The following is a 13,000-nucleotide window of genomic DNA, read 5'->3' as shown; positions in this document are numbered from 1 at the left end:
TGGGCGCTCTACAGTGCTGGATGCCCCGAGAGATCGACCGCGCACTGGCAGCGTAAGGACCGCCTACGACACTCAACGACCGCAGACCGGGCCAGGCCATGATCCGCACCGGACCGGGCGCACGGTGGCCAGCGACGTTGCCTCACCGCAGCGTTTGGTAGACGTCGGACGAGTACAGGCCGAGCCTGACGTAGACCCGTCTCATCCAGGGATCACCCGTCCCCGAATCATCGTGGATCAGATACCCCGGATCGTGGTCGAGCGCGCCCGCCACGAACATGCTGTAACGGCTGGCAGGTGGGCTGAACTGAACGTAGTCAAGGATGCCGCGCGGGTCGCCTAGATCGGGCCTCGTGCTGGGATTGGTGTACCAGAAAGCCGGACGGATGAGGCCGCCGTTCTCGAACTCGTCCCAGCCGAGGATAGAGACCATGCAGTAGAAGTCGTGCCCATGACCATGTTCGACGATCCGAGGCAGGTGCGCGACGGTGGCGCGGATGAGCAGACGGTTCTTCTGCTCAGTGGTCAGACCCCCAAGGAATGCCAGTTGGGCGTACTGAGTGTAAAGCGGCGGCTCATCAAAATCATCGACCCGCTTGAGAAACGAGTCGAAATCATCGAGCAACTGATGATGAATCAGCCGCGCAAAGTCGGCCGCGAACCGTGGATCGATGAGCGCCGGTTGCTCTACCAATGATCACCCCTCACCGCAAGGGCCTCCCGGGATCGCCCATCGTGCCACGCTCGGCCCAGCCCGTAAGCCGCCTACTACGAGCAGAGCGGCATAGCTTGCTGATCTTCACTGGCAGGCGCAGCGGCATCCACCTCGGGAACAAGTTCGCGCCCGAGTCCGGCGCAACGCTCCGCGACCTCATGGGGCGTCGGCGACGACATAGGAGACTCAACCCGGGAGACCGGGTTGGTCGAGTACGAACTGGTGGCGGTGACGCGGGTCCAAAGAGATTCCGCGGGTAGAGGACGAGGCGTCATGGTCGGCGGGCTGGCCGTGTGTCCCAGCGTTGGCTGGCCCTGCTGCTGGCCGCGGTGGCAGGCATCCTGCTCACCGCGCTGGCGGGCAGCGCGCAGATCATGCAGTTGCGCGCGACCGCCCGCAAGCACCACCGGGCCGACCACAGGTTGTGAAGGCCGAGCCCAAGGACTCGCCGAAGGCCCGGCGGTAGCCCGGATTACCGGGAGCCCGCCACAGACCGCTGCTTGTAGAAGGACTCCTGCAGGTAGGCGGCCTCGTGCGGCTGGTACGGCTCCTCCAAGTACGCGGCCTCGTCGTCGTCGAGTCCGACGTCCACCGCGGCGATCGCGTCGGCCAGTTGGGCCGGCTTGGTGACCCCGACGATGGGCGAGGTCACCACCGGGTTGCGCATGACCCAGGCCAGGGCGACCTGGGCTGGGGACAGACCCCGCTTGCCCGCGATCTCGTGGACGCGCTCGGCCACTGCCTGGTCCTCGTCGCGGTAGAGGATCTTGCCCCCCTCGTCGGTCTCGGCACGCGCCGTGGCGGTGTCACGGACCCGCGTCAGCCTGCCCCGCGCCAGCGGGCTCCACGGGATCACGCCGATGCCCTGGTCGGCGCAGAGCGGGAGCATCTCCTGCTCTGCTTCTCGGTGGATGAGGTTGTAGTGGTCCTGCATCGACACGAACCGGGTCCAGCCGTTCAGGTCAGCCAGGTACAAGGCCTTGGCGAACTGCCAGGCGTACATGGAAGAGGCTCCGATGTAGCGGACCTTCCCGGACTTGACCGCATCGTGCAGCGCCTCGAGGGTTTCCTCGATCGGGGTGTCGTAGTCCCAGCGGTGGATCTGGTACAGGTCGATGTAGTCGGTCCCCAGTCGCTTCAGCGAGGCGTCGAGCTCGGCGAAGATCGCCTTGCGGGACAGCCCGGCGCCGTTCGGGCCGGGGCGCATCCGCATCCAGACCTTGGTGGCGAGAACGACCTCCTCTCGCCGGGTGAAGGCCTTGACCGCCTGGCCGACGATCTCCTCGCTGCTTCCGGCGCTGTACCCATTGGCTGTGTCGAGGAAGTTGACGCCGGCCTCGAAAGCCTGCTTGATGATGTCCCGGCTGGCGTCCGCGCCCAGCGACCAGGGCTCGCCGCCCCGGCCCGGCTCGCCGAAGCTCATGCAGCCGAGGGTGATGGCGGAGACTTCCAGTCCGGTCGTTCCGAGTTTGATGTATCGCACGCTTCGGAACCTAGGAGCTGGAGTGCGCTCCAACGCAAAATCGGAGGCGGGGGCATACGCGCCCTGTCAGGTTCCCGAGCGCGTGGGGCACTGCTCAGCCCCGACGGCAACCCGCCCTCGCGGGTCCGTCGCCACGACCGATCATCGCTCGATCACTAATTCCGCTGGCCCGGGCGGCGGTATCGCGGCGCTCGCGACGGCGCCCCTATCCGCGGGATCTCTTAGCTTAGTCACTCACTTTGTCACTCGGATGAGGAAGGGCCATGATCCGCGACAGCGGATCATGGCCCTGACCTTGGTGGGCGCGGACGGGTTCGAACCGCCGACTCCTCGCTTGTAAGGCGAGTGCTCTTCCCCTGAGCTACGCGCCCGGGTGCCGGGAAAGCGTACCTGGTTCTGGAGGGGGTGCGCGAAACGGTCAGGGGAGGGCGCCCAGGGTCTTCAGGGCGCGGCGCATCAGGGGCGGGTGGGCGAGGCCGTGGCGGGTGGCCAGGCGCATGATGCGGGGGTCGTCGATGGCTCGGGTGAAGGCGCGGCCGAGGGTGAAGGGGGTGGCGTTGGCGCGGCGGACGGCGTCGGGGTAGCGGCGGAGGACGTGTTCGGGGAACGGGGAGCGGTACGCGGTGGTGATCACTTCGGCGGCGATGCGGCCGGCCTCCAGGGCGTAGGCGATGCCCTCGCCGCTGGAAGGGTTGATCATGCCGCCGGAGTCGCCGGCGAGGAGGAGGCCGGGTAGGTAGTGGGGGCGGCGGCTGTAGCCCATCGGGAGGGCCGCGCCGCGGAGGGGCCCGGTGGCGTGGTCTTCGGTGAGGTTCCAGGACGCGGGGAGGGAGGCCAGCCAGCGGGAGCAGAGGCCGTGGTAGTCGGGGTGGTCCGTGCGGAGGAGGGCCACGCCGGCGTTGACGGTGCCGTCGCCCATGCCGAAGATCCAGCCGTAGCCGGCGGGGGCCAGGTCCAGCCAGATCTCGAGGTAGGGGTCGTCGTGGCGGGGGGCTGCGGAAGTAGCGGCGGCCCGCGATGCCGATGGGGCGCGCGCGGCGGGGGCGCAGGCCGAGGGCGACGCCGAGGCGGGACGAGGCGCCGTCCGCGGCGATCACCAGGCGGGCGCGGTGGGTTCCGGAGGCCGTGCGGACGCCGGTGACCCGGCCGTGGGTGGAGATGGGGGCGGTGGCCTTGGTGTTCAGCAGGGTCGCGCCCGCGGAGATCGCATCGCGGGCCAGGAGTTCGTCGAGGTCGGCGCGGGTGCGGGTGAGGCCGGAGCCGGAGGGCCAGGGGATCTCCAGGCGGCGGCCGGCGCCGATGAGGCGGATGCCGTCGTTGCGGAACCAGCCGGGGGTGGTGATGTCGACGCCCAGGGAGTGGAGTTCCCGGACGGCGTGGGGTGTCAGGCCGTCGCCGCAGATCTTCTCGCGGGGGAAGGACGTCTTCTCCAGGACGAGGACGTCCAGGCCCGAGCGGGCGAGGTGGGTCGCGGCGGCAGATCCGGCGGGGCCCGCGCCGACCACGATGACGTCGTGCATCACAGGTGCCGGTTGAACCAGTCGGCGGCCTGGGTGGTGACCTCTTCGAGCGCGCCCTGCTCCTCGAAGAGGTGGCCCGCGCCGGAGATCACGTGCACCTCGGAGTCCTCCAGGCTCTTGGATGCTTTCCGGTTCAGTTCCAGGACCTCGGTGTCGCGGCCGCCGACGATCAGCAGGACGGGGGCCCGGACGCGGGCGAGGGACGGGCCGGCCAGGTCGGGGCGGCCGCCGCGGGAGACGACCGCGCCGATCTGCGGGCGGGCCGCGGCGGCGGCGAGGGCGGCGGCGGCGCCGGTGCTCGCGCCGAACAGGCCGATGCGGAGCCCGGCGGTGTGGGGGGCGGATTCGAGGCCGTCCGCGAGCGCGTCGATCGCGCCGATGAGGCGGAGGGTGAGCAGTTCGATGTCGAAGCGGAGGGCGGCGGTGACGCGGTCGATCTCGTCCTCGTGCTCGGTGAGGAGGTCGATGAGGAGGGTGCCGATGCCCGCGGCGTTGAGGCCGTGGGCCACGGCGCGGTTGCGGGGGCTGTGCCGGGAGCTGCCGCTGCCGTGCGCGAAGAGGACGACGCCCGTGGCGGCGTCCGGGAGGGCGAGGTCGCCGCCGAGCTCGGCGTCCGGCAGCCTCAGCGTGATCATGTGTTGGGCGGTTCGGCGCTGATGTCGGCGAGGGCCGAGCGCTCGTCGCGCTGGACGGCGAGGTCGCCGATGGAGACCATGCCGATCGGGCGGTCGCCGTCGACGACCGGGAGGCGGCGGACGGCGTGCCGCCGCATGAGGCGGACGGCGGCGTCGGCGTCCTCGCCCGGCGCGATCGTGATCATGTTGGTGGAGCAGATCTCGGCGACGGTGGTGCCGGCCATGTCGCGCTGGGCGGCGACGGCGCGGACGACGATGTCGCGGTCGGTGACGAGGCCCCGGAGCCGGCCCTCATGGACGACCAGGACGTCGCCGATGCCGTGCCGGCGCATCAGGTCGCCGACCTCCACCAGGCTGGTGTCCGGTGACACCGCCACGGGCACCGGCGTCATCACTTCGTTCACCCTCTGGGCCATGCGGACCTCCCCTCTCGGGGCGTCGCCTACCCAGCGGCGGACGGGATATGTCTACCCGGCCGCGTCCGGACCGTCCTGCTCGGCGAGGAAGCGCTCGAACTGGGCGCCGAGCTCCTCGGCGGTGGGCATGTCCTGCGACTCGGCGAGCAGGTTGTCGCGCTCGGCGGCGCCGGCGAACGCGTCGTACTGCTGCTCCAGGGCCCGGACGACCTTCTCGACCTCGTCGTTGCCGTCCACCTGCTCGGCGATGTCGGCGTCGGTGGCGGCGGCCGCCTCCCGGAGCCGCTCGACGGGCAGCACGAGCCCGGTGACGGAGACGATCGCGTCGAGGGCGGAGACGGCGGCGGCCGGGTAGGCGGACTGGGCCAGGTAGTGCGGGACGTGGACGGCGAACCCGACGGCGTCGTGGCCGGCCTCGCCGAGCCGCAGCTCCAGCAGCCCGGCGGCGCTGCCGGGGACCTGGACCTTGTCGAACCAGGAGTTGCGGGTGATCAGCTCGGGGCGGGTGGCGTGCGCGGTGGTGCCGACGGGACGGGTGTGCGGGACGCCCATCGGAATGCCGTGGAAGCCGACGACCAGCCCGACGCCGAGCCGTTTCACCAGGTGCAGGACGGACGCGGTGAAACCCTCCCACAGCCGGTCGGGTTCGGGCCCGGACAGCATCAGGAACGGGCTGCCGACGTCGTCGTGGAGCAGCCGCACGACGAGCTCGGGCGCCTCGTAGGAGGCCCAGTGGTCGCGGTCGAAGGTCATCGGCGGCCGGCGGGCGCGGTAGTCGATCAGCGAGTCGACGTCGAAGCGGGCGATGACGCGGTGCTCCAGCGCTTCCAGGAGGTGCTCCCGCACGAGCTGGCCGGTGGACCCGGCGTCCACGAAACCGTCGAGGCTGTGCAGCAGCACCGGACCCGTCATCTCCGGCAGGTCGCCGTCAAGCTCGTACAGATCCTCAGGGTTAAGCAACTTCTCCCCCACCTCTACATGTCCTGCGCACAACACTAGGACATCCGGAGGCTCATCCCCGGTTCGGTCGTGACGCCCGTCACTCTCCACGCCGGGCGGCCCCGGCTCCATCCGAGCTCATGGCCCTTGGAAGACGCGGCTGGGGAGGAAGTCGTCTGGGTGGAGGGTGGTGAGGTCTTCGCGGCCCACCTCACCGGCGGTGAGGAGGCGGCTGGCGTGCCGCAGGCGGGCGCGTTCTATGGCATTGCGGACGGAGCGGGCGTTGGCGAAGCGGGGCTGGTCGCGGCGGCGGGCGAGGTAGTCGCGGAAAATCGGTTCGGCCTCGGGCGCGAGGGCGTAGCCCTCGCGGGCCATCATCAGCCGGCCGATGGCCTCCAGCTCCTCTGGTTCGTAGTCGGGGAAGTCGATGTGGTGGGCGATGCGGGAGCTCATGCCGGGGTTGGACGCGAAGAAGGAGTCCATGCGGTCCTTGTAGCCGGCGAGGACGACGACGAGGTCGTCCCGCTGGTTCTCCATGACCTGGAGGAGGATCTCGATGGCCTCCTGCCCGTAGTCGCGCTCGTTCTCGGCCCGGTAGAGGTAGTAGGCCTCGTCGATGAACAGCACGCCGCCCATGGCCCGTTTCAGGACCTCCTTGGTCTTGGGGGCGGTGTGTCCGACGTACTGGCCGACGAGGTCGTCGCGGGTGACGGAGACGAGGTGGCCGCGGCGGACGTAGCCGAGGCGGTGCAGCAGCTCGGCGAGCCGGACGGCGACGGTGGTCTTGCCCGTCCCGGAGCTGCCGGTGAAGCACATGTGCAGGCTGGGGCGTCCCGAGTCGATGCCGAACCGGGCCCGGACGCGGTCGACGAGCAGCAGCGCGGCGATCTCGCGGATGCGGGTCTTGACCGGGGCGAGCCCGACGAGGTCGGCGTCGAGGGCGTCCAGGACGGATCCGGCCTGCGAGTCGGCGCGTTCCCGGGCGAGGTCGACGCGGGCGCCGGGCGGAAGCGGCTCCCCGGTGGACGGGGTGGGATCCACCGGGGAGCCGTTCCGGCGAATCCCGAAGCCGGGCCGCTCGGTCAACGTCCCGCCCCGTAGCGGTCGCCTTCGGGACGGTCGAGCGCGTACGGGTGCAGCGTGTACCGGACGCGCCGGTCGGACGTCTCCGTCCGGTCGAGCCGGAAGCCGGGCTCCTCGGCCGGGCGCTGGACGATGAACTGCAGCGCCGTCGTCTGCCGTCCGTAGCGGGCGTCGTAGGCGTTCAGCCGGATGTAGTGGTGCGGGTAGGCCTTGCGGCACTCGTTGATCTCGTAGAGGACGCCGGCCGGGTCGGCGAGGTCGAACATCGGGAGCCCCCACATCTCCCAGTAGGGGTTGCGCGGGTGCGGGTCGTCGGTGAACTCGACCGAGCAGGGCCAGCCCTGGCCGAGCGCGTAGGCGATCTGCGCGGCGATGTCCTCGTCGGTGAGGTCGGGCAGGTAGGAGAAGGTGCCTTGGGTGATCCGCATCAGATGCTCACCGGGGTTTCGACGACGTCGGGGGTGTCGGTGGACTCGTAGGTGAAGGTGATGTCGCCCCAGGTGGACAGGGCGATGTCGAGTTCGCGGCTGTGCTTGGCGGCGGCGCGCAGAATGTCGGGTCCCTCGGCGAGGTAGTCGCGGCCCTCGTTCCGGGCCTTGATCATCGCTTCGAGCGCGACGCGGTTGGCGGTCGCGCCGGCGGCGATGCCCATGGGGTGGCCGATCGTCCCGCCGCCGAACTGGAGGATCGAGTCCTCGCCCAGGTAGTGCAGGAGCTGGTGCATCTGCCCGGCGTGGATCCCGCCGGAGGCGACGGGCATCGTCCCGGGCATCGACGCCCATTCCTGGTCGAAGTACAGGCCCTTCACCGGGTCGGCCCCGACCTTGTCCAGGCGCAGCGTGTCGTAGTAGCCGCGGACGCTGTTCGGGTCGCCCTCCAGCTTGCCGACGACCGTCCCGGCGTGGATGTGGTCGACGCCTGCGAGGCGCATCCACTTGGCGATGACGCGGAAGTTCACGCCGTGGGATTTCTGCCGCGTGTACGTGGAGTGCCCAGCGCGATGCAGGTGCAGCAGGACGCCGTTGCGACGCGCCCATCCGGCCATCGACTGGATGGCCGTGTAACCGATCGTGAGGTCGATCATCACGACGACGCTGCCGAGCTCTTTCGCGAACTCGGCGCGCTCGTACATGTCCTCCATCGTCGCGGCGGTGACGTTGAGGTAGTGGCCCTTGACCTCGCCGGTCGCGGCCTGGGCCCGGTTGACGCCTTCCATGCAGTAGAGGAAGCGGTCCCGCCACCGCATGAACGGCTGGGAGTTGATGTTCTCGTCGTCCTTGGTGAAGTCCAGGCCGCCGCGGAGCGCCTCGTAGACGACACGTCCGTAGTTGCGGGCCGACAGGCCGAGTTTGGGCTTGACGGTCGCGCCCAGCAGGGGGCGGCCGAACTTGCCGAGGTACTCGCGTTCCATGACGATGCCGTGGGCCGGTCCCTGGAACGTCTTCACGTAGTGGGGCGGGATCCGCATGTCCTCCAGGCGCAGCGCCTTCAGCGCCTTGAACCCGAAGACGTTGCCGATGATGGACGACGTCAGGTTCGCGATCGATCCCTCCTCGAACAGGTCGAGGTCGTAGGCGATGTGGGCGATGAACTGGTCGCCCTGCCCTGGGACGGGCTCCACCTTGTAGCACTTGCCCTGGTAGTTCTCATAGGACGTGAGCCGGTCCGTCCACACGACCGTCCAGGTCGCGGTGGACGACTCGCCCGCGACGGCCGCGCCGGCCTCCTCCGGCGGCACGCCCTGCTGCGGGGTGATCCGGAAGGCGGCGAGGATGTCGCTGTCCTTCGGCTCGTAGTCCGGACGCCAGTAGCCCATCTCCGCGTAGGGGATCACGCCCGCCGACCATCTGCCCGAGCTCATCGCCGCTCTCCTTCAGCCTGGAGCATTCGTGGAACCGTGACGGGTCGAGCTTCGCCGCCCGACACTTGCGATGTCCATCAAGTGTTCTACGGTGACCATCAAGCATTCACTTGAATGAGGAGGCCGGACGCGTGACTGAAGCACGGCTGCGGACGTTCGTGGCCCTCGCCGACACCGGGTCGGTGCGGGCGGCGGCGCGGCGGCTGTACGTGACCGAGTCCGCGGTGTCGGCGGCGGTGGCGGCGCTGACCCGCGATCTCGGCGTCGCGCTCGTCCGCAAGCAGGGGCGCGGGATCGGCCTGACCGAGGCGGGCACCGCCTACGCCGGGTACGCGCGGCAGGTGCTCGGGCTGCTGGAGGAGGGGCGGGCCGCGGCGCGCGGCGCGGCCGATCCCGGCCGCGGGACGCTGCGGCTGGCGGCGGTCACGACGGCCGCCGACCAGCTCCTTCCCGACCTGCTCGCGTCGTTCCGCGAGCGGTGGCCCGAGGTCGAGCTGACGCTGGAGGTGGGGCCGCGCCGCCAGGTGTGGAGCAGCCTCGCCGCGCACGAGGCCGACCTCGTGCTCGCCGGCCGGGCCCCCGCGGAGGCCGCGGCGACCGTGCTGGCAAGGCGCCCGAACGAGCTGGTCGTGGTCGGTGCGCCCGCGGTCGCGGCCGGTTTCGACCTCGCGCGCACGCCGTGGGTGATGCGCGAGCCCGGCTCGGGGACGCGGGCCAGCGCGGACGCCTACCTGGCCGAGCGGGAGACCGCGCCGCCGCGGCTCGTGCTCGGCTCGAACGGCGCGGTGGTCGCGGGCGCCGCGGCGGGGCTGGGGGTGGCCCTGGTGTCCCGGGACGCGGTCGGCGCCGAACTGGAGGCGGGACGGCTCGTGGTGGTCGGCGCGCCGGGCATGCCGCTCGACCGGCCGTGGCACGCGGTCGCCGGGGCCGCGCCGACCCCGACGACGCTGCTGTTCGTCCGGCACCTGCTGGACGCGCCGGGCTGGACCGCCGCTAGGGCAGGCTCCACAGCGACACCGACAGCAGCCCCAGGCTGACCGCGATGAGGACCATCGCGACGGACCGGCCGCCCTCGCCGGCGGGCACGCCCCTCTTGCGGGTCACCAGCACCAGGAACCACGCGAAGAACCCCGCGGCGACGACGTCCATCGCCACGGCGAGCCCGGTCACCACGCCACCATCCGCATCACCGGAGCAACCCTAGAGGAGTGCGGTCCCTCACATCGCCGTGCCCGCGTACACGCCGGGGCACGAAAACGACAGAATCGGATTCGGAACCGTGAAAGGGGCCCACATGACCGCCGCCCGCCCGTACGACATCGTCCTGTTCGGCGCCACCGGCTTCACCGGCGCCCTCACCGCCGAGTACCTGGCCGCGCACGCCGGTCCGGGCACGCGCTGGGCGCTCGCCGGCCGCAACCGGGCGAAGCTGATCGCCGTCCGCGACCGGCTGGCGAAGCTGGACGCCGCGTGCGCCGACCTTCCGCTGCTGCACGCCGACACCACCGACGCCGCCTCCATCGAGGACGTCGCGAAGTCGGCGCGCGTCGTCATCACGACGGTCGGCCCCTACGTCCGGTACGGGGAGCCGCTGGTGGCGGCGTGTGCGCGCGCGGGCACGGACTACGTCGACCTCACCGGCGAGCCGACGTTCGTCGACCGGATGTACGTCAAGTACCACCGGGAGGCCGTGCGCAGCGGCGCCCGGATCGTGCACGCCTGCGGGTTCGACTCGATCCCGCACGACCTCGGCGCCTACTTCACGGTCAAGCGGCTCCCGGAGGGCGTCCCGCTGCATGTGGAGGGGTTCCTGCGTGCGCGCGGGGACGCGTCCGGCGGCACCCTGCACTCGGCCGTCGGCATCTTCGGGGACGCCGCGGGCATGGTGCGCGCCGAGCGCGAGCGCCGCAAGGTGGAGGAGCCGCCCGCGGGCCGCAGGGTGCGCATCTCGCGGCGCCCGTCGCCGAAGGCCCGCATCGGCGGCGGCTGGACGCTGCCGCTCCCGACCATCGACCCGCAGATCGTCGTCCGGTCGGCGGCCTCGCTCGACCGGTACGGGCCCGACTTCTCCTACGGCCACTACGCCGCCGTCCGGCGCCTCGCCACGGCCGCCGGGATGGCGGCGGGCTCCGGCGCCCTCCTCGCGCTCGCCTCGCTCCCGCCCACCCGCAACCTGCTGCTGCGGCTCCGCGCGCCGGGGGACGGGCCGTCCGAGGAGCAACGCGCGCGCAACTGGTTCCGCGTGACGTTCGTCGGCGAGGGCGGCGGCGAGCGCGTCGTCACCGAGGTCGCGGGCGGCGATCCGGGCTACGGCGAGACGGCGAAGATGCTCGCCGAGTCGGCGCTGTGCCTCGCCCACGACGACCTGCCCGCGACGTCCGGCCAGGTCACCACCGCGGCCGCGATGGGCGACGCGCTGATCGACCGGCTGGTGAAGGCCGGGATCACCTTCCGGGTGCTGGACCCGGCGTGACCCGGCGGCGGCCGGGGATCGGAACGACGGCCTCCACGGTCGTGCCGACGCCCGGACGGCTCGTCACCGTGAACCGCCCGCCGAGCAGCTCGGCGCGCTCCCGCATGCCGCGCAGCCCGTAGGAGTCGGGGCGGCGGCCCCGGCCGCCCTGCGCGAGCACGTCCCGGATGGAGAAGCCGGCCCCGTCGTCGGTGACCTTCAGCCGGACCCGGTCGCGGGAGTGCTCCAGCAGCAGGTCGACGCAGGTCGCGTCCGCGTGCCGCAGGCTGTTGCCCACCGCCTCCTGCGCGATCCGGTACAGGGCGGTCTGGACGTGGTCGGGCAGCTCGTCCTCCAGCTCGCCCTCGACGGTCACCGTCACGTCGAGCGGACCGGACGGGGCGCCCGGACCGTCCCCGGCCTCCCGGGCGAGCGTGGCGAGCGCGGCCGACAGGCCGAGATCGTCCAGGACGGGCGGGCGCAGGCCCCCGATCGCCGCGCGGGTCTCGGCCGCGGCCAGCTCGCAGAGCCGGCGCGCCATCATGATCTGCGCGAGCCCCTCGGGATGGTGCTCGGGGATCGCGCGCTCGGCCGCCGACAGGTGGAAGCCGAGGCTGGCGAGCCGCTGCGCGACGCCGTCGTGGATCTCCCGGCTCAGCCGCGACCACTCGGCCTCCTGCGCCTCGACGGCCCGTTCGGCGAACCGCTCGGCGGCGTGCTCGCGCTCACGCGCGGTGCGCAGCCGCCGGCACGAGGACAGCACCGGCGCGAACAGCCCCGCGAGCGCGGTGGCGAGCGCGAGGTCGTCGGGCGGGCACGGGCCCGCGGACCGGACGTCCACGACCGCGATCACCGCGCCCTCGTCGTGCACGGGGATCGCGGCGCCGCGCCCGTCCGGATGGGCACGGACCCGGCCGTGCGCGGCGGCCCGGCCGACGTCCCCCTCCCCCAGCGGGACGGGCGGGCCCGGCCATTCGAGGACGCGCTCGTCGTCGTCCAGCACGTACACGTCGCAGAACGTCAGCGCCCCCGCGGACCGGACGACGAGCTCGGCCAGCCGCTCGGCCATCCCCGGCAGGTCGCGGCCGGAACAGGCCACCCCCGCGATGCGGACGAGGAGGTCGCCGCCGCGCCCGGCGAGCAGCTCCAGCGGAGCCGTCACCGGAACAGCCCCTCCCGCAGCGCGACCGCGATCGCCGCCGACCGGTCGGTCACCTCCAGCTTGCGGTACAGGGCGCGCAGGTGGCTCTTCACGGTCTCCTCGCTCAGCACCAGCCGCGCCGCGATCGCCTTGTTCGACAAACCTCCGACGAGCAGGGACAGCACCTCGCTCTCGCGCTGGGTGAGCCCCCGGTTCGCGCCGGGCCAGAACTCGCCGCGGGTGAGCCGCGCCGCGGTCACCGCCATCCGGCCCGCGAGCGTCGGGTCGACGACCGTCTCGCCCTGCGCGACCTCCTCCAGCCGCCGGACGAGCTCCGGGCCGTCAACCCGCTTGAGCAGGTAGCCGCCCGCCCCGGCCCGCAGCGCCTCGAAGACGTACTGCTCGTCGTCGTACACCGACAGGAACACCACTCGCGACTCCGGCACCCGCCCCGTGATCAGCCGGCACAGGTCCAGGCCGCTCTCCGGGCCGAGCCGCACGTCCAGCAGGACGACGTCCGGGCGCAGGGCGGTGACCAGCCGGGCCGCCTCCTCCCCCGTCCCCGCCTGCCCGACGACGCGCACCCGGCCGGGGAACCCGGCCAGCATCGCGGTCAGCCCGGCGAGGATCATCTCGTGGTCGTCCACCAGGACGACGCGTACGGGGGCGCTCATCCCGGCACGATAACAACCGAAAGCTACTCACCAGTAGCCGCGCCCGGGAAGGCGTCCCGCGGGTTCACCCCCGCTCTCCCC

Annotated in this window: 15 protein-coding genes, 1 tRNA gene and 1 pseudogene; 3 read left to right on the top strand and 14 right to left on the bottom strand. The window is 71.9% G+C overall.

What is annotated here, in order from left to right; genetic code table 11:
• Nucleotides 1-142: 142 nt before the first annotated feature.
• Nucleotides 143-694, bottom strand: a complete 552-nt coding sequence (locus tag BM339_RS06025) for an Imm15 family immunity protein (protein ID WP_075020191.1) — start codon at nucleotides 692-694, stop codon at nucleotides 143-145.
• Nucleotides 695-1,008: 314 nt separating this feature from the next.
• On the opposite strand from BM339_RS06025, the gene BM339_RS51160 reads away from it, so the two are divergent.
• Nucleotides 1,009-1,143 (top strand): hypothetical protein, encoded by a 135-nt coding sequence (locus BM339_RS51160; protein ID WP_256255225.1) that lies wholly within the window; start codon nucleotides 1,009-1,011, stop codon nucleotides 1,141-1,143.
• Nucleotides 1,144-1,187: 44 nt separating this feature from the next.
• Here the strand turns inward: BM339_RS51160 and BM339_RS06020 are convergent, their stop codons facing one another.
• The 10 genes and pseudogenes from BM339_RS06020 to BM339_RS05975 all read right to left on the bottom strand — a co-directional run bounded on the left by BM339_RS06020 (nucleotide 1,188) and on the right by BM339_RS05975 (nucleotide 8,652).
• Nucleotides 1,188-2,198, bottom strand: a complete 1,011-nt coding sequence (locus BM339_RS06020; protein ID WP_021596375.1) for an aldo/keto reductase — start codon at nucleotides 2,196-2,198, stop codon at nucleotides 1,188-1,190.
• A gap of 296 nt (nucleotides 2,199-2,494) precedes the next feature.
• Nucleotides 2,495-2,569, bottom strand: a tRNA-Val gene (locus BM339_RS06015).
• A gap of 47 nt (nucleotides 2,570-2,616) precedes the next feature.
• Nucleotides 2,617-3,117 carry a hypothetical protein gene (locus BM339_RS50595; RefSeq protein WP_075020190.1) on the bottom strand — a complete coding sequence of 167 codons (501 nt, stop codon included), beginning with the start codon at nucleotides 3,115-3,117 and terminating at the stop codon, nucleotides 2,617-2,619.
• A 184-nt stretch (nucleotides 3,118-3,301) separates the two neighbouring features.
• Nucleotides 3,302-3,718: pseudogene (locus BM339_RS52575) on the bottom strand (NAD(P)/FAD-dependent oxidoreductase); the annotation flags it as partial.
• Nucleotides 3,718-4,353: a dienelactone hydrolase family protein gene (locus tag BM339_RS06000; RefSeq protein ID WP_075020189.1), complete on the bottom strand. Its 636-nt coding sequence runs from the start codon at nucleotides 4,351-4,353 to the stop codon at nucleotides 3,718-3,720. The pseudogene BM339_RS52575 and the gene BM339_RS06000, both read right to left, overlap by 1 nt.
• Nucleotides 4,350-4,769: a CBS domain-containing protein gene (locus BM339_RS05995; protein ID WP_021596377.1), complete on the bottom strand. Its 420-nt coding sequence runs from the start codon at nucleotides 4,767-4,769 to the stop codon at nucleotides 4,350-4,352. Before BM339_RS05995 ends, BM339_RS06000 begins: the two co-directional genes overlap by 4 nt.
• Before the next feature lie 51 nt (nucleotides 4,770-4,820).
• A complete protein-coding gene (locus tag BM339_RS05990) occupies nucleotides 4,821-5,729 on the bottom strand; it encodes a proteasome assembly chaperone family protein (RefSeq protein ID WP_024936063.1) in 909 nt (302 codons plus the stop codon).
• Nucleotides 5,730-5,846: 117 nt separating this feature from the next.
• A complete protein-coding gene (cbbX, locus tag BM339_RS05985; RefSeq protein WP_083597336.1) occupies nucleotides 5,847-6,794 on the bottom strand; it encodes a CbbX protein in 948 nt (315 codons plus the stop codon).
• The gene (locus tag BM339_RS05980; RefSeq protein ID WP_021596380.1) at nucleotides 6,791-7,219 is read right to left on the bottom strand and encodes a ribulose bisphosphate carboxylase small subunit; all 429 of its coding nucleotides are present in this window, start codon (nucleotides 7,217-7,219) and stop codon (nucleotides 6,791-6,793) included. Before BM339_RS05980 ends, cbbX begins: the two co-directional genes overlap by 4 nt.
• Entirely contained in the window at nucleotides 7,219-8,652 is a 1,434-nt protein-coding gene (locus BM339_RS05975; protein WP_075020188.1) for a form I ribulose bisphosphate carboxylase large subunit, read from the bottom strand. Before BM339_RS05975 ends, BM339_RS05980 begins: the two co-directional genes overlap by 1 nt.
• 131 nt (nucleotides 8,653-8,783) lie before the next feature.
• Here BM339_RS05975 and BM339_RS05970 point away from each other — a divergent pair, with 131 nt between their 5' ends.
• Nucleotides 8,784-9,689, top strand: coding sequence for a LysR family transcriptional regulator (locus tag BM339_RS05970; protein ID WP_075020187.1), 906 nt, complete (start codon nucleotides 8,784-8,786; stop codon nucleotides 9,687-9,689).
• Here BM339_RS05970 and BM339_RS49625 read toward each other — a convergent pair.
• Nucleotides 9,646-9,822, bottom strand: coding sequence for a hypothetical protein (locus tag BM339_RS49625; RefSeq protein WP_161791047.1), 177 nt, complete (start codon nucleotides 9,820-9,822; stop codon nucleotides 9,646-9,648). The genes BM339_RS05970 and BM339_RS49625 overlap by 44 nt on opposite strands.
• Nucleotides 9,823-9,946: 124 nt before the next feature.
• Here BM339_RS49625 and BM339_RS05960 point away from each other — a divergent pair, with 124 nt between their 5' ends.
• Nucleotides 9,947-11,125, top strand: coding sequence for a saccharopine dehydrogenase family protein (locus BM339_RS05960; protein ID WP_075020186.1), 1,179 nt, complete (start codon nucleotides 9,947-9,949; stop codon nucleotides 11,123-11,125).
• Here the strand turns inward: BM339_RS05960 and BM339_RS05955 are convergent.
• Complete coding sequence (locus BM339_RS05955) at nucleotides 11,097-12,266, bottom strand: GAF domain-containing sensor histidine kinase (protein ID WP_021594399.1); 1,170 nt, start codon at nucleotides 12,264-12,266, stop codon at nucleotides 11,097-11,099. The two genes, BM339_RS05960 and BM339_RS05955, sit on opposite strands and share 29 nt — an antisense overlap.
• Nucleotides 12,263-12,919, bottom strand: coding sequence for a response regulator (locus BM339_RS05950; RefSeq protein WP_021594400.1), 657 nt, complete (start codon nucleotides 12,917-12,919; stop codon nucleotides 12,263-12,265). The genes BM339_RS05955 and BM339_RS05950 overlap by 4 nt, the downstream gene beginning before the upstream one ends.
• Between the last annotated feature and the right edge of the window lie 81 nt (nucleotides 12,920-13,000).

The organism is Actinomadura madurae (assembly GCF_900115095.1).
GTDB classification, from domain to species: Bacteria; Actinomycetota; Actinomycetes; order Streptosporangiales; family Streptosporangiaceae; genus Spirillospora; species Spirillospora madurae.
Note: the sequence above shows the minus strand (reverse complement) of the source record. Positions and strands in the feature narration are given on the sequence as shown.